Below are 20,515 nucleotides of genomic sequence, written 5' to 3'. Positions count from 1 at the left end.
ACCCTGTAAGACCGCCGGAAAAGGCTGGCTACTTCGTTCTTGTAGGACAATGCGGAGTCTATCAAGCGACTATTCTGAAGACAAAACCTACCGATCGCTTGCTCGGTAGCGGTAGCACCTCTGGAATGGGGGTTTTATCGAACTGATGGCATTTTGTGATCAAATCGCCAATCCACTGATTTGTAAGTTAATGCTTACATTGCCTGAAGGTTTTAGCTGCTTCCGCCTACATGGGTACAGGACTAATCTTTGCTCCATAGGGACGTAGCGCAGGAAGCGCACTGAATAACAGGGACTACGCCGGATTTCCGCCAGGATGGTGGGTAGATCAGGGATGTCAGGGATACAAGTCTGCAAAAACCTCGCTTCGGCGGGGTTTTTCTTTTTCTGGCCCAGGTTTCACGCAGTCGGCGTCACCAGCTTCTCCAGCAGCGCCTGCAGCAGCTCCAGCGTCGCCTGCTGGCGCTGGGCATCGCGGAACACCAGCCCCACCTTCAACGGCACCCGCGGTTCGCTCAAGGGTTTCCACAACAGCGCCTGGTTGGCGTGCAGCTGCCGCGCCCGGCCGGGCAGCACCGTGGCCAGGCGGGTGTGCGGCAGGCTGTCGAGGATGCCGGCCATATGGTTCAGCTCCGCCTGCACCTGGGGGCGTCGGCCGATCAGCGCCAACTGCTCCTGCCAGATCTGCCGCACGCGGAACTCCTCGCCCAGCAACAGCATCGGCAGCTCGGCCGCCTGGGCCAGGGACACCTTGCGGAACTCCTTCAGCGGGTGCTCCTCGGGGATCACCAGCTGCAACTCGTCCTCGTACAGCAGCTGGCTGTGCAGCCCGGGCTGGCGCGGCGGCAGGAAGCCGATGCCGATATCCAGGTTGCCGGTCAGCAGCCGCCGCTCGATATCCAGCCCCGACAATTCGTAGATCTGCACCACCAGGTGCGGCTGGGCCTCACGCAGGCGTTCCAGCAGCAGCGGCACCAGGCTCGCGTTCACCGTCTGCAGTACGCCGATGGCCAGGCTGCGGGGCGATTGGCCACGGAAATTGCGCAATGCCTCCCGCGCTCGTTCCATGCCGTCCAGCAGGGGCAGCGCATGGTTGTACAGCGTGTGCGCGGCCAGGGTCGGCAGCAGGCGCTTGCCGGTGCGCTGGAACAGGCTCACGTCCAGCCCCTGTTCCAACTGGCGGACCTGCTGCGACAGCGCCGGCTGGGAGATGCTCAGGCGCTCGGCGGCGCGGCCCACATGGCCTTCCTCATAGAGTGCGACGAAGTAGCGAAGCTGACGAAAATCCATAAGCCTTTCTTATCAATGAAGCTGAAAAAACGAAATGTCATGCGCAGCGGCAACGCCCTAGTCTAACCAGCATAAATGCTGTTTCAAGCGCTGGAGCGGGTGATGCAGGGCGTAGAAGTAAAAGCGATTTTCATAGGTAAAGCCGAAGATATCGGCGGTGGCCTCAGCAGCGCAATCGACAAGCGCGAAGTGGACCACCGCCTCTGGCTCTGGCCCCAGGGGCTGGGCAGCGACGAGCAGGGCGACCCGCGCTTCCACGGCGGCCCCGAGCGCGCGCTGCACCACTACCCGGCCGAGCACTACCGCTTCTGGCGCAAGCACTACCGCCACCTCGCCTGGAAGGCGCCGTCCTTCGGCGAAAACATCTCCACCTACGGGCTGACCGAAGAGCAGGTGTGCATCGGCGACGTGTTCCGCTGGGGCCAGGCGCTGGTACAGGTCAGCCAGCCGCGCTCGCCCTGCTACCGCCTGAGCCGCCGCTGGGGCATCGAGGAGCTGCCGCGCTTCGTCCAGGACACGGGCCGTTGCGGCTGGTTCTACCGGGTGCTGCGCCCCGGCTTCGTCAGCCGGGAGGACCGCCTCGAACTGCAGGAACGCCGCTATCCCGAGCTCAGCGTCGCCCAGGCGGTGCGTGCCTATTTCCACACCCCGCTGGAGCACGAAGGGCTGCGGCAACTGCAGCAGTGCGAAGCCCTCAGTGGCCGCTGGCGCGATGGGGCCGCCCGCCGCCTGGACAGTGGCCAGGTCGAGGACTGGAACGCACGCCTGCACGGCTTGCCGCTGGAGGGGATGCGCGCATGAGCGACTACCAGATCACCCTGGAACGGAACGGCGTGCTGTTCGCCAACCTGGAGGTCAGCCAGGCGCGCTACGTCGAAATGACCGCCCTGCTGCGCGAGCGCTTCCCCGCCGCCGAAGGCTTCGCCCTGCGCATCCGTCGTCGCCGCGAGCTGCGTCGCATCCTCGAACAGGGCCCGGAGGGCTTGCGCCTGCTGGGCATCGAATACCGCCACGAAGAGGTGCCCGAACATGCGTGACCCCCTGGCCGGCCTGCGCCTGATGCGCACCGTCGAGCGCCCCTCCCAGGTCTTCGTGCGGGGCCAGGGCTCCTGGTTGTGGGATGCCGACGGCCGCGCCTACCTGGACTTCACCCAGGGCTGGGCGGTCAACAGCCTCGGCCACAGCCCCGGCGTGGTGGTGGAGGCGCTCAAGCGCCAGGCTGAGGCCCTGATCAACCCGGGTCCCGCCTTCTACAACCGCGGCATGCTCAAGCTCGCCTCGCGCCTGTGCCAGGCCAGCGGCAGCGACCAGGTCTACTTCCTCAACAGTGGCGCCGAAGCCAACGAGGGCGCGATCAAGCTCGCGCGCAAATGGGGCCAGCTGCACCGGGGCGGCGCCTACGGCATCGTCACCGCCTGCAACAGCTTCCACGGCCGCACCCTCGCCACCATGTCCGCGTCCGGCAAACCGGCCTTCCAGGATATGTTCGAGCCCAAGGTGCCCGGCTTCACCAAGGTGCCGTTCAACGATCTCGACGCCCTGCGCGCGGCCGTCGACGACAGCACGGTGGCGGTGATGCTGGAGCCGGTGCAGGGCGAGGCCGGGGTCATTCCCGCCACCCTCGAATACCTGCAGGGCGCCGAGCGCCTGTGCCGCGAGCGCGGCGTGCTGCTGATCCTCGACGAAGTGCAGACCGGCGTCGGCCGTTGTGGCGCCTTGCTGGCCGAAGACCTCTACGGCGTGCGCGCCGACATCATCACCCTCGGCAAGGGCCTGGGTGGCGGTGTGCCCCTGGCCGCGCTGCTGGCCCGGGGCAACGCCTGCTGCTTCGAACCGGGCGAGCAAGGCGGCACCTACCACGGCAACGCGCTGATGACCGCCGCCGGCCTCGCCGTGCTCAACACCGTGCTGGAGCCGGGCTTCCTCGAACAGGTGCGCGAGGTCGCCCAGCACCTGCGCGAAGGCCTGGCCCGCGTGGCCCGCCGTCATGGCCACGGCCCCTTGCGCGGTCATGGCCTGCTGATCGGCATGCCGCTGATCGAGCAGCGCGCCGATGCCGTGGTCCGCGCCGCGCTGGGGGAGGGCCTGCTGATCAACGGCCTGGCCAGCGACTGCCTGCGCTTCTCCCCGGCGCTCACGGTCAGCCACGCCAACGTCGATGAAATGCTCAAGCGCCTCAACCGCGCCTTCGCCCTGGCCAAGGGCAAACACAAGGAGCCCGCCTGATATGCGCGTCGCCATCCTCCAGCACGTGCCCTTCGAGGGCATCGGCCGCATCGCCCAATGGCTCGACCTGCGTTCCGCCCAGGTGCGGGTGCACGACCTCTATGCCGGCTGCCCGCTGCCGCAGCTGGATGACTTCGAGCTGCTGATCGTCATGGGCGGCCCGATGAGCGTCCACGACGAAGCCGTGCTGCCCTGGCTGGTCGGCGAGAAGGCGCTGATCCGCGCGGCGCTCGAGGGCGGCAAGCGGGTGCTGGGTATTTGCCTGGGCGCCCAGTTGCTGGCCGAAGCCCTGGGAGCGCAGGTGCACCCGGGCGAAGCCGAGATCGGCTGGTGGCCCATGGAGAAGCACGCCCTGGCCGAACACTCGCCCCTGGGCCGCATGCTGCCGCAGCGCCTGATGGCCATGCATTGGCACGGCGAGACCTTCGACCTGCCGGCCGGCTCCATCCCGCTCTATGGCTCGGCCGCCTGCGCCAACCAGGGCTTCGTCTGGCAGGAGCGCGCCATCGGCCTGCAATGCCACCTGGAAAGCACCCCCGAAAGCATCCACGCGCTGCTCGAAGCCTGCCCCGAAGACCTGGCGCTCGCCGGCTCGGTGGAAAGCGCCGGAGCCATCCGTGACGGTTACCCCCATTGCAGCGCCCTGACGCCGACGCTGTTCCGCCTGCTCGACTACCTCACCGGTCCCCACGCCGTGCTGACCTGACCCTTTCCCCTCGAGTCTGTTTTCTCAACCGCCCGGCGGCCCTGCCCTTTGCCCCGGGCGGTTTTTCATTCAGGGCGATGATTGGCTTCGCGAACAGAGCTCGCTCCTACGGAGTGCTGTCCCCGAAAACCGTGGATGGGGCTGTGGATAAGCTGTGTGTACACGGCTGCGCGCCTTGCACTGCACAGCGCTTCGTCGGGTGATCGATTTCCGAGCAAGCGGGGTCGCCATGGTTGCGTTGGGCCTCGTTGCGCTCGGCGCCAACCTACGGGCGGTGGGGGGTTGTCGGTCGGGTGCAACCCGACGGTCCGAGAACCAAGCCACGCGGGTTTCACCCGCCCTACCTGTCCCCGGAAACCGTGGATGGGGCTGTGGATAAGGTGTGTGTACATGGCTGCGCGCCTTGCACTACGCAACGCTTCGTTGGGTGGTTGATTGCCGAGCAGCAGGGCTCGGCGCCGACCTACGGCCGGTACAGCTCCGGCCGGCGGTCGTGCAGGTAGGTGATGGCGGCGCGGGAGGTTTCCAGGGCTTCGTGGGCGATATCGGCCAGCAGCAGGGTTTCGTCGCGGCCGGCGCGGGCGGTCTGTTCGCCGTCGGGGCCGTTGAGGCTGGAGAGGCCGCAGTAGCGGATGGCACCCTCGGCGCCGCAGTAGTTGGCGTAGGCCAGGTAGCACTGGCTCTCGTAGGCGCGGGTGCGCACCAGCACGTCGCAGACGAAGTCGTACGGCACCATGTTGGCAGTAGGCACCAGCACCAGCTCGGCACCGGCCTGGGCCAGGCGCCGCACGTTCTCGGGGAACTCCACGTCGTAGCAGATCAGCACGCCGAGCTTCCAGCCTTCCAGCTCGATGATCGGGCAGGGCGCTTCGCCCGGGCTGAACATGCCCCGGTCCAGCTCGCCGAACAGGTGGGTCTTGCGGTAGTTGCCCAGGCGCTCGCCCCGCGCGTCGATCAGTTGCGCCGAGTTGAACAGGGCGCCGTCCGCGCCCCGTTCCGGGTAGCCATAGAGAATGGTGATGCCCTGCTCGCGGGCGATGGCGGCGATGCGCTGCGCCCAGGGGCCATCGCTGGGCTGGGCCAGTTCCTGCGCCGCCTCGCGGCCGATGTTGTAGCCGCTCAGGTACATCTCCGGGCCCACCAGCAGGCGGGCGCCGCGCCGCGCCGCCTCGGTGGCCTGGCGGTGCAGGCGGGCGAGGTTCGCCTCTGGGTCCAGCGGCAGGGGCGGGCACTGGTAGAGGGCGATGCGCATGGCGTCTCTCCTGGTCATTCCGGCAGGGCGATGGGGCCGAGTTCGGCGAACACATCGCCCGGGCCGGGGTTGGCGGCGTGGGTGGCGCCGCCGTAGTGCTTCATGATCCCCCACACGGCGTTGAGCGAGGTCTGCACCGCGCCCTCCACCCAGGCCGGGGTCCAGGACACGTCGTCACCGGCGATGAACATGCCCTTGTGCTCGGCGGGCATGTCGTCCTGCATGAAGTGCGCGTACATGCGCTGGTTGTAGCGGTAGTGGCCCGGCAGCGCGCCCTTGAAGGCGCCGAGGAAGTGCGGGTCGGCCTCCCAGGAAACGGTGATCGGGTCGCCGATGATGTGGCTGGCGATGTCCACGTCCGGGTAGATCTTCTTTAGCGCGTCCAGCGCCAGCTTCACCCGCTTCTCGATGGGTTGCGGCAGCATCTTCAGGGCGTCGCTCATCCAGGAGTAGGAGAGGCAGATCACCCCCGGCTTGTCGTCGCCGTTGTCGAACAGGTAGGTGCCGCGGGTGAGGCGGTCGGTGAGCGTCATGCTCATGGTGTCGCGGCCGGTGACCGGGTCCTTGTCCTTCCAGAAGGGGCGGTCGACCATCACGAAGGTCTTCGACGACTGCATGTAGCGGGTGCGGTCCAGGGCCATCCACATCTTCTGCGAGAACAGCGACTCCTCGCATTCGATCTGGGTGGTCAGCAGCCAGCTCTGGCAGGTGGTCAGTACCGCCGCGTAGTGGCGGGTGTCGCCCCAGGCGTCGGTCACCGCCAACTGGCCATCGGCGGCGCGGGCGATGCGCTTCACCCCCGGGCGCGGCGCGCCATTGTGCAGGGACGCCAGGCTGGTGCCCGCCGGCCAGTGGGCCATGCGCTCCGGCACGTGGCGCCAGATGCCCAGCGGCACCTGCTGCACACCGCCCACCACCAGATGCTGGTGGTCGTCGCAGTTGGTCATCACCACGCGGAAGATCTCCAGCATGGAGTTGGGGAAGTCCGAGTCCCAGCCGCCGGTGCCGAAGCCCACCTGGCCGAACACTTCGCGGTGGTGGAACGACAGCTTGGCGAAGGCCTTGGAGGTGGCGACGAAGTCGTAGAAGGTGCGGTCGTCCCAGAGCGGCACCAGGCTGTTCCACAGTTCCTTCAGGCGTTTGGTGTCGCGGTCGCGGATGGCCTGCTGGATCTCGCCGAACTGCGCGCCGTCTTCCAGGGCGTCGGCCCAGGCGTCGGCCACCTCGCGGAACAGCGCCGGCAGGTCGGCCATCTTCTCGGCGTAGTAGGTCTTGCCTTCGAGGTCGATCACCGTGCTGCCGGAAGCCGGCGTCAGCGGGTTGGGGAAGGGGCGGGTCTCCAGGCCGAGCTTGTCGACGTAGTGGTAGAAGGCCGTGGACGACACCGGGAAGCGCATGCCGCCCAGCTCCGCGATGATCCCCTCGGTGCCTTCGAAGCTCTGCGAGCGCAGGCGGCCACCCATTTTCGAGGCCTCGTAGACCACGGGCTTGAGGCCCAGCTTCATCAGCTCGTAGGCCGCCACCAGCCCGGCGATGCCCGCGCCGACGATGGCCACTTCCTCGCCCTGGCGCTCGGTGGGGATGCTGCCCAGGCCGGCGGGGTGCTCGATCCAGTCATCGAAGGCGAAGGGGAAGTCGGGGCCGAAGATGGTGATCGGCTTCTTGCCGTCGGCGGGGTGGCGATTGGTGGTGTGCATGGCGACCTGAAGAATGAGAGGGCTGTCTGGGCAGCGTTGGCGTCATTCTAGGGAGGCTTATTTTCGTCCATAAGACGTTTTGTGTCGTCACTAAGCCAGTTTTTATAGCTAAACGACGACCATTCATGGCGATATGACGAAATGCTATCCCGCCCAGCCAGGCAGCCAAGGAATATTCATCTACGCGTAGAGACAAGTCTTCCAACACGGCAAGACGCGCGCGGGCCGGGCGAAGATATCGATCGGCGATCATCTGAGCCTTCGAAACCGAAACACCGGGAGATGCCTCATGCACGCTGGGCTCGTTCGTTCATTCATTCTCTTCTTCTCGATACTGGTGATCAGCCAGCAGCCTGCCTGGGCGGTCACGGCCTATTGCAAGAGGACTGCCGAGGCGCCGCCGACCACGGCGCCCCTGCCAACGGAACTGGTGGTGCCGCGCGACGCGGCGAACGGCCTCGTGCTGTTCGATACCCAGCGCTGGATCCAGGGCGGCAAGGCGGACGTCAACTGCGGCGGGTTCCTGCAGCACGGCGACCTCTGGCTGCGCCGCGGCTTTACCAGTGGGGCGAGCGTTGCGGGGCATGCGAACGTCTACCCCAGCGGCGTGCCGGGCATCGGCATCCGCGTGGCCTGGTCGCGGAACGCAACGACGCTGCCGGCGCAGATGAGCGGCGGTGAGTTCATGAACTCGCCGCGCAAGACGGATGCGCTGGCCTGGGGGCACTACACCCCCGCGAGCAACTGGTGGATCCAATTGGTGAAGACCGGGCCGATTTCCAGTGGCACCTACAGCATCCCGGCAGTGGAAGTGCATTACCACGACGAGCGCACCAACTCCCTGCGTTTCCCCGCCATCGCCATCGCCTTCCAGGCTCGCAGTTGCCGGCTGGTCGAAGGCACTGCCCTCACCCGCACCCTGCACAAGACCTGGCTCAAGGATTTTTCCGGCATCGGCAGCACTGCCTGGCCGCTCGACGTCAGCATCGCCCTGGAATGCGATCCCGATCTCGACATCGCCTACCGTCTCGATGGCTTGAACCATGATGCGTCGACCCTGAAGAACAGTGCGGGACTCGCCATGGCACGTGGCGTAGGGGTGCAGTTGACCGACTTGCAGGGCCTCCCGCTGTCGCTCGGCAGCGAGTACCCGCTCGGGCGCAGCGCGATGGGCGAAAAGAGGGTGCGGATACCACTGATGGCCCGCTACCGCCAGGTCGCGGAGCAGGTGACTCCCGGCCAGGTGGTCGCCATGGCCACGCTGACCCTGTTCTACCGCTGATCGCTCAGGCCGGGCCCGGCAATGGCTGGCCCCGGTCGATCTTGCAACTGAGGATGATCGAGGTGGTGGTACGTTCCACGCCCTCGACATTGCCGATCTCGTCCAGCAGCAGGTCGAGCCGCTCCGGTGACTCGGCCCGCAGCCAGGCCACGTAGTCGAACTCCCCGCTCACGGTGCACAGCAACTGCACCTCGGCCATGCCGGTCAGCCGGCGCAGCACGTCCTTGCCGCTGCGCGGCCGCACGGTGATGCCCACATAGGCCTGCAGCCCCCCCTCCGCCACCCGCTGGCCCAGGCGGACCCCATAGCCGCTGATTACCCCGCTGCGCTCCAGGCGTGCCAGGCGCGAGTTCACCGTGGTGCGCGCTATGCCCAGGCGACGGGCGAGGGTGGCGACGCTTTCCCGGGCGTTGATCTGCAGGGCGGCGATCAACTGGCGGTCGGTTTCGTCGAGGGGGAAGTGGCTTTCGGGCATGTCGGGCTCGTGCGAGGGGAAGCTGGAGCAAGGCTACCGGATGGCGCCCCGAAGACGAAGTCGATCGTCATTTCGTCGCGCTCAGGAACGGCCTACAGCGTGTGGAGGGCCCTGCTGGCTGGGCGCCTTTCTCTCCATCGTTAGCATGCCGCCTTCAGTCAACAGACGATGGGTGGCGAATCTTGTCCCGACATATGTATTGGGTTCTTGCGGTCTTGCTTCTGGCCTCCTGGAGCCATGCCCGTGCATGCGCTCTGGATACGGGGCGTAAATCGGTGCAAGCGTTCCCGGCATCCATCAGCGCACCTCGCGATATCCCCGTCGGCGGAGTCATTTTCGATACCCACGGCTGGATCGGTACGGGCGACGCCTATGTAAGGTGCATGGAGCTCGGCTCTCACCACGTCAGTACGGGCTTCATCAGTTCGCCCGCGGCGGTGTCGGGTCTCAGCGGGGTTTATGCCACCAGCCTGGAAGGCATCGGGGTGAGGGTCGGCTGGGCACAGAACTCGAACAACCTGCCCGCCAGCATTGGGGGCGGGGAAATCATGCACGGCAGCCGCCCTCGCAGGGAGATCCCGCGCAACCACTACGCGCCTGCCCAGCGCTTCTGGGTCCAACTGGTCAAGACCAACGACAACCCCAGCTCAGGGGCGCTGCACGTCAATCCCGTGAGGATCTATTACGACAACGAGCTGACCTTCTCGCCCACCCAGCTGGTTTTCACCAAGAAGGGCTGCAGCCTGCGCACCCCTGACACCACGGTGAAGTTGCCGATCGCCAACCTGCATCATTTCAATGGGGTCGGCAGCGCGGCCCGGGAGAAGGCCTTCAGCCTGAATCTCGATTGCGACCCTGATATCCGCATCTCCTACCGTGTGGACGGGCTGCATGAAGCCGGCTCGGTGCTCAAGAACGTGATAGGCCCGAACATGGCCCAGGGCATCGGCGTGCAATTGCTCAAGGGCAATGGTGGGACGCCCCTGGCGCTGGGCGCCAGGAACGAGCACCTGAATACCGGCGCAACTGGCGGCCCCAGCATGATTTCGCTGATCGCGCGCTATTACCAGCTCGAGCCCACGGTCAGGCCGGGGCAGGTGCTGACCACCGCCACCCTCACCCTGTTCTACGAGTAGCGCGGTTCAGGCCCCGAAGAGCTGGCGCAGCGCGCTGGGGGAGAGCCCCGTCCAGCGCCTGAGCGAGCGGCGGAAGTTGGTGCTGTCGTGGAAGTGCAGGTACGCCGCCACCTCGTCGTTGCAGTAGCCCTTGATGCGGTAGAGGTACAGCGCCACGTGCTTGCGCACCAGGTCGCGCTGCTCCTGGTAATGCGTGCCGTGCTTGGCCAGCTTGCGCTTGAAGGTGGCCGGGCTCATGGCGAAGGCCAGGGCCGCGTCCTCCAGCACCGGCGCCTCGCGCACCCGCTCCAGCAGCCAGCCGTAGAGCCGGTCCAGCAGGCTGGCGCGATGGCCCAGCGCCGCCAGGTGGCGCGCGCATTCCTGGCGTGCGACCTGGCCGGCGGTCTGCGACGCCTCCGGCAGCGCCCGGGTCAGCCAGGCGCGCGGCACCTGCATGGCATCCACGTGCTGGTCGAAGCGCACCTCGTCCCCCAGGTGCACCCAGTACTGCTCGATGCAGCGCGGCTGGCCATGGGCGAAGTGGTAGCGCCACGGCAGCCGCTCCCCGCCCAGGCGCCGGCACAGCGCTGCCACTGCCGCCATGCTCGCCTCCAGCAAGAAGCGGCGGTGTTCCCCCGCCCCGCAGGCGTCCACCCAGTAAAGCCAGGCGTCCTGCTCGTCCAGCACCAGCCGGGGCGCCAGCAACGGCGTCAGCAGCGCGCGCTGGCGGATTAGCTGCCCCAGCGCATCCTGCAGGTGCTCGGCATGCAGCAGGGTGTGGCTGGCGGCGCCGTAGTGGCCGGGCAGCAGCCGCTGGCCGAAGAGAAAGGCCGTGTCATCAGCGGCCAGCAGACGCCGGGCATTGCCAATCAGCCCGAGGAACTGCTGCGGGCTGACGAGCTGGCCGCCGGCGAGGATGTCCTCGTAGAACAGGCCGGTCCCCCGCAGCAGGCGGTGGCTGTCGATCCCCCGCGAGAGCGCCAGGTCGATCAGCACCGCCGGCTGGCCATGGGCCGGAATGAAGCGGCTGTCGCACTCGTACCAGTCACCCCTGATGGTCATCGCGCACCTCAGGCACTGTGGGCCAGGCGCGGCGAGCGGGCCTTTGCCAGGGCCAGGTTGAGCCGTTGCAGCAGCGCCTCGGGGCTCTCGTCCAGGGCCATCGCCACCGCTGTGCTGGCGCGCAGTTGCAGGCGCTCGCCGTGCTGGCGGGTGCGGTGGGCGAAGTGCGCCACCGCCTCGCCCAGCTCCGTGGCCAACTGGTGCGCCTGGCGCTCGCCGGTGTTCGGCAGCAGCACCACGAAGCGGTCGCCGGCCAGGCGGCAGAGCAGGTCCTGGCGGCGCAGGTTGAGCAGCAGCAACTGCGTCAGGGCCAGCAGCAGGTGGTCGCCCTCGGCGTGGCCGAAGCGGTCGTTGACCTTGCTGAAGTCATCGATGTCGAGGATCACCAGCGACAGCGGCTGGCCGTTCGCGGCGGCTTCGCCCAGGCCCAGCTCCAGCTGGCGGCGCAGGTAGTCGGCGTCGCCCAGCGGGGTGAGCGTGTCGAACTGGCGGTGCTCGCGGAACAGCCGCTCGCGCTTCTCCATCTGCGCGCTGATGGCCAACTGCTCGCGGTGCCAGTGGTAGATGCCCAGGGTCAGCAGCACCAGGCCGATGGGCATGGGCACCGACTCCAGCCAGTGGTCCCAGTGCACCGTGTCGGGCATGCGGATGAATTCGTCGAGGCTGTCGATCCACCAGGAAAAGAACACCCCGGCCAGCCCCAGCACCAGCAGGTTGGTGACCCGCCCGGCGGGCCGGCTTTTCAGCACCAGGCCGATCCACACCAGGGCCAGCAGCGCCGAGCCACCCTCGCCGAGGATGTCCAGCCAGACCCACTCCGACGTCGCCTTCAGGTCGCCCACCGCCAGGTGCAGCAGCAGACCGATATTGGCCGCCAGGAACAGCGCGGTGAGCTTGAGGCGATGCAGCTTGAGCAGGGAGGTCATGGCGCTGTCCGGGAGGTTCGACCGGGCCAGCAGAGCAGATGATTGTGACGGCGAAGTTGCAGCGCCGGAGCGGGGTGGGAGGGTCGGATCGGCTCAGGGCACATGGGCAGATTTTCAGGTGCCCGGGTCGCATTCCGTAGGGGCGAATTCATTGGCTCTGTCTGCGTTAGCTGTTGTGATTTTAACGCAGGCGCTCAAGCACGGCCCTTTCCGGGCGCCCGAGGGTTTGCGCTACCTCCACCGCATGGGTTTCGCTTCGCTCTACACCATCCTACGAAAGCCCGTGCGCACCTGTGGTGATGCGCTGGACGAAGAAAGTTGGAGCAGCCGCCAACGCCCCTCCAGGAGGCCGAACGCAGTCGTTGCGCCGGGGGACGAGCGGCATGGATGCCGCGAGAGGCGCGCCAGGCCATGGATGGCCCATCGCGCCGGCCCCGGCGCGCCAGGCCATGGATGGCCCATCGCGCCGGCCCCCAGACGACGCTTGCGGCGAACGCACTTCAGTGCGACCCGAAGGGCGAGCGTAGCGAGTAACGGCGATGGAGTGAGGGAACCCGACGCAGTCGGGCCGGATGATGGGGCAAGTTTTTTGATTCCTTTTCACCGGGCTGGCGTTCCAGCGACTGAGAAAAGGGACTCGCCCGGGTGGGCGAAACCAGAAACATCAGCAGAGCTCGGCAATCAGCTGGACTCAAATCCTCTAGCAACACTTACGCAGACAGAGCCAATGAATTCGCCCCTACCCATGCCCGCGTCGCTCGGACATCACCGTTGCTTGGTGGAGGTCGCTTTTTACCTCCACCAGGCGGAGGCGGGCATGGCGCGTAGCTCGCGGAACGCCGCCCGAGTTGGCCCTCTTCGCGAATGAATCTCCCACAGTCCCGCGCAGCGACCTCGAGCCGCGCATCGTTGGGCCTCGCTGCGCTCGGCGCCAACCTACAGGCGCTAATCAGGCCTTCTGCTCGGCCTGCCAGGTGTCGATGATTTCCTGGGCGGCGCGGAAGGCGTCGATGGCGGCGGGGACGCCGGCGTAGACGGCGCAGTGCAGCAGCGCTTCGCGGATTTCTTCCACGGTGCAGCCGTTGTTCAGCGCGCCGCGCACGTGGCCCTTGAGCTCCTGGGGGCATTTCAGGGCGGTGAGGGCGGCGAGGGTGATCAGGCTGCGGGTCTTGCGGTCCAGGCCTTCACGGTTCCAGACGCCGCCCCAGGCGTGTTCGTTGACGAACTCCTGCAGCGGCTGGGTGAATTCGGTGGCATTGCCCAGGGCGCGGTCGACGAAGGTGTCGCCCATGACTTCGCGGCGGACCTGGACGCCGGGTTTGCGTGTTTCGCTCATAGCGGTTTCCTGCTTGGGTTCATCTGAGGCTTTCGACGCGCACCGGCACCACGCCCGAGCGGATCATGCCCAGCTCTTCGGCGGCCTTTTTCGAGACGTCGATGATCCGCGTGCGGGCATAGGGGCCGCGATCGTTGATGCGCAGTACCACGCTGCGGTCGTTGTCGAGGTTGGTGACCTTGACCCGGGTGCCGAAGGGCAGGGTGCGGTGGGCGGCGGTCAGGGCGTTCTGGTCGAAGCGTTCGCCGCTGGCGGTCTTCTGGCCGTGGTGGCGGGCGCCATAGAAGGAGGCGCGGCCCTCGGCGCGGTAGTCGCCCGGGGTTTCGCTGTCGCGTTCGAAGGGGATGTAGGAGCAGCCGGTCAACAGGCCGGAGAAAGCGAGAAGGCAGAGCAGTCGCTGCATGGCGTCACCTGATGGAGGCGAAACGTTCTTGTGCCCTGTCACTGTCCGGTGGGCCCCGTGCGGGGCCCACCGGTTCAGCAGGCTCAGCCTTCGAGTTTCTTCTTCAGCAGTTCGTTCACTTGGGCCGGGTTGGCCTTGCCCTTGGCTGCTTTCATGGCCTGGCCGACGAAGAAGCCGAACATCTTGCCGCGCTTGGCTTCGTCGCTGGCGCGGTACTGCTCGACCTGTTCGGCGTTGGCGGCGAGCACCTCGTCGAGCAGCGTCTCCACGGCGCCGCTGTCGGTGTTCTGCACCAGGTCGCGGGCCTTGATGATGGCGTCGGGGGAGCCTTCACCTTCGGCCATGGCGGCGAACACGGTCTTCGCGGCCTTGCCGTTGATGGTGCCGTCCTTCAGGCGCAGGATCATGGTGCCCAGGTACTCGGCGGACACCGGCGATTGCTCGATCTCCAGGCCGTCCTTGTTGAGCAGGCTGGAAAGCTCGCCCATCACCCAGTTGGCGGCCAGCTTGGCGTCGCCACAGGTGCGTTGCACGGCTTCGAAGTAGTCGGCCATCTCGCGGCTGGCGGAGAGCACGCTGGCGTCGTAGGCGGAGAGGCCGAAGTGGCTCTCGAAACGCTCGCGCTTCTGCACCGGCAACTCCGGCAGCTGGGCGCGCACTTCGTCGAGGAAGCTCTTCTCGATCACCACCGGCAGCAGGTCCGGGCAGGGGAAGTAACGGTAGTCGTTGGCTTCTTCCTTGCTGCGCATGGAGCGGGTTTCGTTGGCCGCCACGTCGTAGAGCACGGTTTCCTGGACGATCTTGCGGCCGGATTCCAGCTCGTCGATCTGCCAGGCGATCTCGGTGTTGATGGCGCGCTCGATGAACTTGAACGAGTTGACGTTCTTGATCTCGCGGCGGGTGCCGAACTCGACCTGGCCCTTGGGGCGGACCGAGACGTTGCAGTCGCAGCGCAGCGAGCCTTCGGCCATGTTGCCGTCGCAGATGCCGAGGTAGCGGACCAGGGCGTGGATGGCCTTGGCGTAGGCCACGGCTTCCTTGGCACTGCGCATCTCCGGCTCGGAGACGATTTCCAGCAGCGGGGTGCCGGCACGGTTGAGGTCGATGCCGGTCATGCCGTGGAAGTCTTCGTGCAGGCTCTTGCCGGCGTCCTCTTCGAGGTGCGCGCGGGTGATGCCGATGCGGCGGGTGGTGCCGTCGTCCAGGGTGATGTCCAGGTGGCCCTTGCCAACGATGGGCAGGTCCATCTGGCTGGTCTGGTAGCCCTTGGGCAGGTCCGGGTAGAAGTAGTTCTTGCGGGCGAAGACGTTGCGCTCGCCGATTTCGGCGTCGATGGCCAGGCCGAATTTCACGGCCATGCGCACGGCTTCGGCATTGAGCACCGGCAGCACGCCGGGCATGCCGAGGTCAACCAGGCTGGCCTGGGTGTTGGGCTCGGCGCCGAAGGTGGTGGCGCTGGCGGAGAAGATCTTCGATTGGGTGCTGAGCTGTGCGTGGATTTCCAGCCCGATCACGGTTTCCCATTGCATGTGTGTCGTCCTCAGAATCCGGCCGGGGCCTGTTTGTGCCAGTCGGTGACCTGCTGGTACTGGTGGGCCACGTTGAGCAGGCGTCCTTCCTGGAAGTAGGGTGCGAGCAACTGCACGCCTACCGGCAGGCCGTCGACGAAGCCGGCGGGCATGGACAGGCCGGGCAGGCCGGCGAGGTTGGCGGTGATGGTGTAGATGTCTTCGAGGTACTGGGCGACCGGGTCGTTGTTCTTCTCGCCGAGTTTCCAGGCCGGGTTGGGCGTGGTCGGGCCGAGGATCAGGTCGACGCCCTCGAAGGCTTTGACGAAGTCGTTCTTGATCAGGCGACGGATCTTCTGCGCCTTCAGGTAGTAGGCGTCGTAGTAGCCGGCGGACAGCGCGTAGGTGCCGACCATGATGCGGCGCTTCACTTCGCTGCCGAAGCCTTCCTCGCGGGAGCGCTTGTACAGGTCGGTGAGGTCCTTGGGCGCATCGCAGCGGTAGCCGAAGCGCACGCCGTCGAAGCGCGAGAGGTTGGAGCTGGCCTCGGCCGGGGCGATCACGTAGTAGGCGGGGATGGCGTGCTGCATGTTGGGCAGCGAGACGTCCTTGACGGTGGCGCCGAGCTTCTTCAGCTCTTCGACCACGGCCATCACGGCGGCGCCGATGCGCGCGTCGAGGCCGCTGCCGAAGTATTCCTTGGGCAGGCCGATGCGCAGGCCGGCCAGGGGCTGGGCGAGGGCGGCGAGGTAATCGTCCACCGGGGCGTCGACGCTGGTGCTGTCCTTGGGATCGAAGCCGGCCATGGCGCCCAGGAGCAGGGCGCAGTCCTCGGCGGTGCGGGCCAGCGGGCCGGCCTGATCGAGGCTGGAGGCGTAGGCGATCATGCCCCAGCGCGACACGCGGCCGTAGGTGGGCTTGATGCCGGTGAGGTTGGTGAAGGCCGCGGGTTGGCGGATCGAGCCGCCGGTGTCGGTACCGGTGGTGCCGGGCACCAGGCGCGCGGCGACGGCCGCGGCGGAACCGCCGGAGGAGCCGCCGGGCACGCGGTCGAGCGCCCAGGGGTTCTTCACCGCGCCGTAGTAACTGGATTCGCTGGCGGAGCCCATGGCGAACTCGTCCATGTTCAGCTTGCCGAGGCTGACGGTGCCGGCGGCCTTGAGCTTCTCGACCACGGTGGCGTCATAGGGGGCGGTGAAGTTGTCGAGCATCTTCGAACCGCAACTGGTGCGTACGCCCTGGGTGCAGAACAGGTCCTTGTGGGCGATGGGCGCGCCGAGCAGGGCGCCGTTCTCGCCGGCGGCGCGACGGGCGTCGGCGGCACGGGCCTGTTCCAGCGCCTGGTCGGCGGTGACGGTGACGAAGCTGTTGAGTTGCGGGTCGAGGGCCTGGATGCGCGCCAGCAGGGCGCCGCTCAGTTCCTCGGAGGAGAATTCCTTGGCGGCCAGCGCACGGGCGATCTCGGCCAGGGTCAATTGATGCATGCTGTAACCCTTTTCCTTAGTCGATGACTTTAGGCACGAGGTAGAGGCCGTTCTCGACGGCCGGCGCGATGGCCTGGTAGGCGTCGCGGTGGTTCTCCTCGGTCACTTCGTCCGCGCGCAGGCGCTGGGTGGCTTCGAGGGGGTGGGCCAGCGGCTCGATGCCGTCGGTGTCCACGGCCTGCATCGCGTCGATCAGGCCGAGGATGTTGTTGAGGGTCTCGGTGGTACGCGGGATATCGCCGTCGTTCAGGCCCAGGCGGGCGAGATGGGCGATCTTTTCCACGTCGGAGCGTTCAAGCGCCATCGGGTTCTCCAACTGAGGTGCGGTCAGCGCAGTGCTTGGGACCGTGCGGGAAGGGCGCCGGGAACGGCACCGCGAACGGGCGGTCAAAGGCCGCGATGATGGGCCCAGAGGCCCGGAAAAACCGGCAATTTAACATATCGGCGCCTTGCCCAAAATCCCTGTCGTTGTTAGAGTTTGCCGCACTTTTTTACCCACGCGTTGCCTAGGGTCCCTCTCCCATGTTCAAGAAACTGCGTGGCATGTTTTCCAGCGATCTTTCGATCGACCTGGGCACTGCCAATACCCTGATTTATGTGCGCGAGCGCGGCATCGTCCTGAACGAGCCGTCCGTGGTCGCCATTCGTAACCACGGCAACCAGAAGAGCGTCGTGGCCGTCGGTACCGAGGCCAAGCGCATGCTCGGTCGTACCCCCGGCAACATTTCCGCCATCCGCCCGATGAAAGACGGCGTGATCGCCGACTTCAGCGTCTGCGAGAAGATGCTGCAGTACTTCATCAACAAGGTGCACGAGAACAGCTTCCTGCAGCCCAGCCCCCGTGTGCTGATCTGCGTTCCCTGCAAGTCCACCCAGGTCGAGCGTCGCGCCATTCGCGAATCCGCCTTGGGCGCCGGCGCCCGTGAAGTCTTCCTGATCGAAGAACCCATGGCCGCGGCCATCGGTGCCGGCCTGCCGGTCGAAGAGGCCCGTGGCTCCATGGTCGTCGACATCGGCGGTGGCACCACCGAGATCGCCCTGATCTCCCTCAACGGCGTGGTCTACGCCGAATCCGTACGGGTTGGCGGCGACCGTTTCGACGAGTCCATCGTTACCTACGTGCGCCGCAACTACGGCAGCCTGATCGGTGAATCCACCGCTGAGCGCATCAAGCAGGAAATCGGCACCGCCTTCCCGGGTGGCGAAGTCCGCGAGATCGATGTCCGTGGCCGCAACCTGGCCGAAGGCGTACCGCGTAGTTTCACCCTGAACTCCAACGAGGTTCTGGAAGCGCTGCAGGAATCCCTGGCGACCATCGTCCAGGCGGTCAAGAGCGCCCTGGAACAATCCCCGCCGGAGCTGGCTTCCGACATCGCCGAGCGCGGCCTGGTGCTGACCGGTGGTGGCGCGCTGCTGCGCGATCTCGACAAGCTCCTGTCCCAGGAAACCGGCCTGCCGGTGATCGTCGCCGAGGACCCGCTGACCTGCGTGGCCCGTGGTGGTGGTCGCGCCCTGGAAATGATGGATCGTCACGCAATGGACCTGCTCTCCACCGAGTAAGGTTGGAGAGCCATTGCACCTGAGGAGCGGGTCATAAAACCGCTATTCGCCAAGGGACCTTCGCTCGGCGTGCGCCTGTTGGCGTTCGCCGTGCTTTCTGCCGCCTTGATGGTGGTCGATGCCCGCTTCGACACACTGAAACCAGCACGCAGCCAGATGGGCCTCGTGCTGACGCCCTTCTATTGGCTGGCGGATTTGCCGGTGCGCCTCTGGGATGGTGTCAGCGACCAGTTCACCAGCCGCAGCACCCTGATCGCCGAGAACGAGAAGCTCAAGGCCGAAGGCCTGCTGATGCAGCGTCGCCTGCAGAAGCTGGCGGCCCTGACCGAGCAGAACGTGCGCCTGCGCGAGCTGCTCAACTCCTCCGCCCTGGTGGACGACAAGGTGCTGGTGGGCGAGCTGATCGGCGTCGATCCCAACCCCTTCACCCACCGCATCCTGGTGGACAAGGGCGAGAAGGACGGCGTGTTCCTCGGCCAGCCAGTGCTCGACGCCCGTGGCCTGATGGGCCAGGTGGTGGAGGTCATGCCCTACACCGCCCGCGTCCTGCTGCTCACCGATACCACCCACAGCATTCCGGTTCAGGTGAACCGCAACGGCCTGCGCGCCATCGCCAGCGGCACCGGTAATCCGGAACGCCTGGAGCTGCGCCATGTGGCCGATACCGCGGATATCAAGGAAGGCGACCTGCTGGTGAGTTCCGGCCTTGGCCAGCGCTTCCCCGCCGGCTACCCGGTGGCGACGGTCAAGGAAGTCATCCACGACTCCGGCCAGCCTTTCGCCATCGTCCGTGCCGTGCCCACCGCCGCCCTGAACCGCAGCCGCTACCTGCTGCTGGTGTTCACCGATACCCGCAGCCCCGAACAACGCGCCAACGATTCGGCCGAAGCCCAGGAAGCGGCCGATCGCGAGGCCGCCGGCAAGCCCGCTGCGACGCCCGCGCCCGCCGGTGCGGCCGCCCCAGGCGCCGCCGCCACGCCTGCCGCCCCGACTCCTGCTGGCGCGGCCTCCTCGACGCCGGCTACGCCGCCCGCCCACCGGGAGAACCGCTGATGGTCAGCGCCCGTTCGAACAATGGCTGGGTGATCTGGTTCAGCCTGTTGCTGGCCCTGCTGCTCAGCGTTGCGCCCATGCCCACCTTCATGGAAGTGGGGCGCCCGCTGTGGCCCGCCCTGCTGCTCACCTACTGGACGCTGGCCCTGCCGCACCGCGTAGGCATGACCACCGCCTGGCTGGTCGGCGTTGCCGAAGACGTGCTCTACGGCACCCTGCTGGGGCAGAACGCGCTGATCCTGTCCCTGATCACATTCCTCGTACTGACCCTGCATCAGCGCTTGCGCATGTTCCCCATGTGGCAGCAGAGTCTGGTGCTGATGGTGGTCTTCGGCCTCGCCCAACTGGTGCAGCTGTGGCTCAACGCCCTGACCGGCAACCGCCCGCCGACCTTGTTGTTCCTCTTGCCCGCCCTGGTCAGCGCCTTGCTCTGGCCCTGGATTTTCGCCGCCTTGCGCGGCCTGAGCCGCCGCCTCAACGTCAAATGACCAGGCCGCGGCCATGCCGCGCGCCTTCTCGACATGGAGAAGTCCCAGCATGGCCACGCTCCACCTGGCATCCGGCTCGCCCCGCCGTCGCGAATTGCTCGCCCAGATCGGCGTTCCCTTCCGGCTTCTTTCCGCTTCCATCGATGAATCCGTGCGCCCCGGCGAACCTGCCCCGGCCTACGTCGAGCGCCTGGCCCGGGAAAAGGCCGCCGCCGGCCTGGCCGCCCTGGGCGATGCCGCCGGGGATGCCTGCGTGCTGGGTGCCGATACGTCGGTGGTGCTCGATGGCCGCATCCTCGGCAAGCCCCAGGACCGCGACGACTTCCTGGCGATGCTGGCGGGCCTTTCCGGCCGCGAGCACGAGGTGTTGACCGCATTGGCGGTGGCCCAGCCCGGGCGTTGCATCTCGCGCCTTGTGACCAGTCGGGTGCGCTTCCGCGTCATCCCCCAGGCCGAGCGCGAGGCCTATTGGGCCAGCGGCGAGCCGACGGACAAGGCAGGTGGCTACGCGATTCAGGGACTGGGTGCGGTGTTCGTCGAGAACATTCAGGGGAGTTATTCCGCCGTGGTGGGTCTACCGTTGTTGGAAACGGCGGACGTGCTGGGCGAATTCGGCATTTCTTGTTGGCAGCGCGTCGGGTAGGTTCTCAGC

21 protein-coding genes are annotated in these 20,515 nt (G+C 66.8%); 10 read left to right on the top strand and 11 right to left on the bottom strand.

The annotated features are described in order from the left end of the window. Nucleotides 1-399: 399 nt before the first annotated feature. The gene (locus RTW82_RS00655) at nucleotides 400-1,290 is read right to left on the bottom strand and encodes a LysR family transcriptional regulator (protein WP_021222738.1); all 891 of its coding nucleotides are present in this window, start codon (nucleotides 1,288-1,290) and stop codon (nucleotides 400-402) included. A gap of 102 nt (nucleotides 1,291-1,392) precedes the next feature. Between RTW82_RS00655 and RTW82_RS00650 the strand changes: the two genes are divergently transcribed. Genes RTW82_RS00650 through RTW82_RS00635 form a run of 4 tightly spaced genes read left to right on the top strand, consistent with a single transcriptional unit; the run spans nucleotide 1,393 to nucleotide 4,222 of the window. Then, entirely contained in the window at nucleotides 1,393-2,091 is a 699-nt protein-coding gene (locus tag RTW82_RS00650) for an MOSC domain-containing protein (protein ID WP_316924333.1), read from the top strand. Next, on the top strand, nucleotides 2,088-2,327 hold the full coding sequence (locus RTW82_RS00645) for a hypothetical protein (RefSeq protein ID WP_043246979.1): 240 nt from the start codon (nucleotides 2,088-2,090) through the stop codon (nucleotides 2,325-2,327). Before RTW82_RS00650 ends, RTW82_RS00645 begins: the two co-directional genes overlap by 4 nt. Continuing rightward, entirely contained in the window at nucleotides 2,320-3,516 is a 1,197-nt protein-coding gene (locus RTW82_RS00640; RefSeq protein WP_021222735.1) for an acetylornithine transaminase, read from the top strand. Before RTW82_RS00645 ends, RTW82_RS00640 begins: the two co-directional genes overlap by 8 nt. Nucleotide 3,517: 1 nt before the next feature. Then, on the top strand, nucleotides 3,518-4,222 hold the full coding sequence (locus tag RTW82_RS00635; protein WP_316923969.1) for a type 1 glutamine amidotransferase: 705 nt from the start codon (nucleotides 3,518-3,520) through the stop codon (nucleotides 4,220-4,222). Between the two features lie 463 nt (nucleotides 4,223-4,685). Here RTW82_RS00635 and RTW82_RS00630 read toward each other — a convergent pair whose 3' ends face one another. Together RTW82_RS00630 and RTW82_RS00625 are read right to left on the bottom strand one after the other, a co-directional pair. Beyond that, nucleotides 4,686-5,474: a carbon-nitrogen hydrolase family protein gene (locus RTW82_RS00630; protein WP_316923968.1), complete on the bottom strand. Its 789-nt coding sequence runs from the start codon at nucleotides 5,472-5,474 to the stop codon at nucleotides 4,686-4,688. A 14-nt stretch (nucleotides 5,475-5,488) separates the two neighbouring features. Further along, nucleotides 5,489-7,171, bottom strand: a complete 1,683-nt coding sequence (locus RTW82_RS00625) for a flavin monoamine oxidase family protein (RefSeq protein WP_316923967.1) — start codon at nucleotides 7,169-7,171, stop codon at nucleotides 5,489-5,491. Nucleotides 7,172-7,460: 289 nt separating this feature from the next. Between RTW82_RS00625 and RTW82_RS00620 the strand changes: the two genes are divergently transcribed. Next, nucleotides 7,461-8,453, top strand: coding sequence for a fimbrial protein (locus RTW82_RS00620; protein WP_316923966.1), 993 nt, complete (start codon nucleotides 7,461-7,463; stop codon nucleotides 8,451-8,453). Nucleotides 8,454-8,457: 4 nt separating this feature from the next. On the opposite strand, the gene RTW82_RS00615 is transcribed toward RTW82_RS00620, so the two are convergent. After that, on the bottom strand, nucleotides 8,458-8,928 hold the full coding sequence (locus RTW82_RS00615) for an Lrp/AsnC family transcriptional regulator (protein ID WP_316923965.1): 471 nt from the start codon (nucleotides 8,926-8,928) through the stop codon (nucleotides 8,458-8,460). A 182-nt stretch (nucleotides 8,929-9,110) separates the two neighbouring features. Between RTW82_RS00615 and RTW82_RS00610 the strand changes: the two genes are divergently transcribed. Beyond that, entirely contained in the window at nucleotides 9,111-10,064 is a 954-nt protein-coding gene (locus RTW82_RS00610) for a fimbrial protein (RefSeq protein ID WP_316923964.1), read from the top strand. A gap of 6 nt (nucleotides 10,065-10,070) precedes the next feature. On the opposite strand, the gene RTW82_RS00605 is transcribed toward RTW82_RS00610, so the two are convergent. The 7 genes from RTW82_RS00605 to gatC all read right to left on the bottom strand — a co-directional run bounded on the left by RTW82_RS00605 (nucleotide 10,071) and on the right by gatC (nucleotide 17,066). Further along, complete coding sequence (locus RTW82_RS00605) at nucleotides 10,071-11,105, bottom strand: AraC family transcriptional regulator (RefSeq protein WP_316923963.1); 1,035 nt, start codon at nucleotides 11,103-11,105, stop codon at nucleotides 10,071-10,073. Between the two features lie 8 nt (nucleotides 11,106-11,113). Then, nucleotides 11,114-12,031, bottom strand: a complete 918-nt coding sequence (locus tag RTW82_RS00600; RefSeq protein ID WP_316923962.1) for a GGDEF domain-containing protein — start codon at nucleotides 12,029-12,031, stop codon at nucleotides 11,114-11,116. A gap of 949 nt (nucleotides 12,032-12,980) precedes the next feature. Then, nucleotides 12,981-13,367: a carboxymuconolactone decarboxylase family protein gene (locus tag RTW82_RS00595; protein WP_316923961.1), complete on the bottom strand. Its 387-nt coding sequence runs from the start codon at nucleotides 13,365-13,367 to the stop codon at nucleotides 12,981-12,983. Between the two features lie 19 nt (nucleotides 13,368-13,386). After that, nucleotides 13,387-13,770 carry a septal ring lytic transglycosylase RlpA family protein gene (locus tag RTW82_RS00590; protein WP_021217761.1) on the bottom strand — a complete coding sequence of 128 codons (384 nt, stop codon included), beginning with the start codon at nucleotides 13,768-13,770 and terminating at the stop codon, nucleotides 13,387-13,389. Nucleotides 13,771-13,853: 83 nt separating this feature from the next. Then, nucleotides 13,854-15,299 (bottom strand): Asp-tRNA(Asn)/Glu-tRNA(Gln) amidotransferase subunit GatB, encoded by a 1,446-nt coding sequence (gatB, locus tag RTW82_RS00585; protein WP_316923960.1) that lies wholly within the window; start codon nucleotides 15,297-15,299, stop codon nucleotides 13,854-13,856. An 11-nt stretch (nucleotides 15,300-15,310) separates the two neighbouring features. After that, nucleotides 15,311-16,762: an Asp-tRNA(Asn)/Glu-tRNA(Gln) amidotransferase subunit GatA gene (gene gatA / locus RTW82_RS00580; protein ID WP_184488679.1), complete on the bottom strand. Its 1,452-nt coding sequence runs from the start codon at nucleotides 16,760-16,762 to the stop codon at nucleotides 15,311-15,313. Between the two features lie 16 nt (nucleotides 16,763-16,778). Continuing rightward, a complete protein-coding gene (gatC, locus tag RTW82_RS00575; RefSeq protein ID WP_021217764.1) occupies nucleotides 16,779-17,066 on the bottom strand; it encodes an Asp-tRNA(Asn)/Glu-tRNA(Gln) amidotransferase subunit GatC in 288 nt (95 codons plus the stop codon). A 218-nt stretch (nucleotides 17,067-17,284) separates the two neighbouring features. On the opposite strand from gatC, the gene mreB reads away from it, so the two are divergent. From mreB to RTW82_RS00555, 4 genes are read left to right on the top strand one after another with little or no spacing between them, the layout of a single operon-like run. Beyond that, a complete protein-coding gene (gene mreB, locus RTW82_RS00570; protein WP_021217765.1) occupies nucleotides 17,285-18,322 on the top strand; it encodes a rod shape-determining protein MreB in 1,038 nt (345 codons plus the stop codon). Between the two features lie 33 nt (nucleotides 18,323-18,355). After that, complete coding sequence (mreC, locus tag RTW82_RS00565; protein ID WP_184488768.1) at nucleotides 18,356-19,375, top strand: rod shape-determining protein MreC; 1,020 nt, start codon at nucleotides 18,356-18,358, stop codon at nucleotides 19,373-19,375. Continuing rightward, complete coding sequence (gene mreD, locus RTW82_RS00560) at nucleotides 19,375-19,863, top strand: rod shape-determining protein MreD (protein ID WP_021217767.1); 489 nt, start codon at nucleotides 19,375-19,377, stop codon at nucleotides 19,861-19,863. The genes mreC and mreD overlap by 1 nt, the downstream gene beginning before the upstream one ends. Before the next feature lie 49 nt (nucleotides 19,864-19,912). After that, nucleotides 19,913-20,506: a Maf family protein gene (locus tag RTW82_RS00555; protein WP_184488680.1), complete on the top strand. Its 594-nt coding sequence runs from the start codon at nucleotides 19,913-19,915 to the stop codon at nucleotides 20,504-20,506. Nucleotides 20,507-20,515 lie beyond the last annotated feature (9 nt).

The organism is Pseudomonas sp. zfem005, from assembly GCF_032621735.1.
GTDB classification, from domain to species: domain Bacteria; phylum Pseudomonadota; class Gammaproteobacteria; order Pseudomonadales; family Pseudomonadaceae; genus Metapseudomonas; species Metapseudomonas solani.
Note: the sequence above shows the minus strand (reverse complement) of the source record. Positions and strands in the feature narration are given on the sequence as shown.

Excerpts from the sequence above, each read along its gene's own strand:
- RTW82_RS00620 (WP_316923966.1), top strand. The coding sequence starts at position 7,461 with ATGCACGCTGGGCTCGTTCGTTCATTCATTCTCTTCTTCTCGATACTG.
- gatC (WP_021217764.1), bottom strand. The coding sequence starts at position 17,066 with ATGGCGCTTGAACGCTCCGACGTGGAAAAGATCGCCCATCTCGCCCGC.
- RTW82_RS00605 (WP_316923963.1), bottom strand. The coding sequence starts at position 11,105 with ATGACCATCAGGGGTGACTGGTACGAGTGCGACAGCCGCTTCATTCCG.
- gatB (WP_316923960.1), bottom strand. The coding sequence starts at position 15,299 with ATGCAATGGGAAACCGTGATCGGGCTGGAAATCCACGCACAGCTCAGC.
- RTW82_RS00600 (WP_316923962.1), bottom strand. The coding sequence starts at position 12,031 with ATGACCTCCCTGCTCAAGCTGCATCGCCTCAAGCTCACCGCGCTGTTC.
- RTW82_RS00615 (WP_316923965.1), bottom strand. The coding sequence starts at position 8,928 with ATGCCCGAAAGCCACTTCCCCCTCGACGAAACCGACCGCCAGTTGATC.
- mreD (WP_021217767.1), top strand. The coding sequence starts at position 19,375 with ATGGTCAGCGCCCGTTCGAACAATGGCTGGGTGATCTGGTTCAGCCTG.
- RTW82_RS00555 (WP_184488680.1), top strand. The coding sequence starts at position 19,913 with ATGGCCACGCTCCACCTGGCATCCGGCTCGCCCCGCCGTCGCGAATTG.
- gatA (WP_184488679.1), bottom strand. The coding sequence starts at position 16,762 with ATGCATCAATTGACCCTGGCCGAGATCGCCCGTGCGCTGGCCGCCAAG.
- RTW82_RS00625 (WP_316923967.1), bottom strand. The coding sequence starts at position 7,171 with ATGCACACCACCAATCGCCACCCCGCCGACGGCAAGAAGCCGATCACC.
- RTW82_RS00645 (WP_043246979.1), top strand. The coding sequence starts at position 2,088 with ATGAGCGACTACCAGATCACCCTGGAACGGAACGGCGTGCTGTTCGCC.
- RTW82_RS00650 (WP_316924333.1), top strand. The coding sequence starts at position 1,393 with ATGCAGGGCGTAGAAGTAAAAGCGATTTTCATAGGTAAAGCCGAAGAT.
- RTW82_RS00655 (WP_021222738.1), bottom strand. The coding sequence starts at position 1,290 with ATGGATTTTCGTCAGCTTCGCTACTTCGTCGCACTCTATGAGGAAGGC.
- RTW82_RS00635 (WP_316923969.1), top strand. The coding sequence starts at position 3,518 with ATGCGCGTCGCCATCCTCCAGCACGTGCCCTTCGAGGGCATCGGCCGC.
- RTW82_RS00595 (WP_316923961.1), bottom strand. The coding sequence starts at position 13,367 with ATGAGCGAAACACGCAAACCCGGCGTCCAGGTCCGCCGCGAAGTCATG.
- RTW82_RS00630 (WP_316923968.1), bottom strand. The coding sequence starts at position 5,474 with ATGCGCATCGCCCTCTACCAGTGCCCGCCCCTGCCGCTGGACCCAGAG.
- mreB (WP_021217765.1), top strand. The coding sequence starts at position 17,285 with ATGTTCAAGAAACTGCGTGGCATGTTTTCCAGCGATCTTTCGATCGAC.
- RTW82_RS00590 (WP_021217761.1), bottom strand. The coding sequence starts at position 13,770 with ATGCAGCGACTGCTCTGCCTTCTCGCTTTCTCCGGCCTGTTGACCGGC.
- RTW82_RS00640 (WP_021222735.1), top strand. The coding sequence starts at position 2,320 with ATGCGTGACCCCCTGGCCGGCCTGCGCCTGATGCGCACCGTCGAGCGC.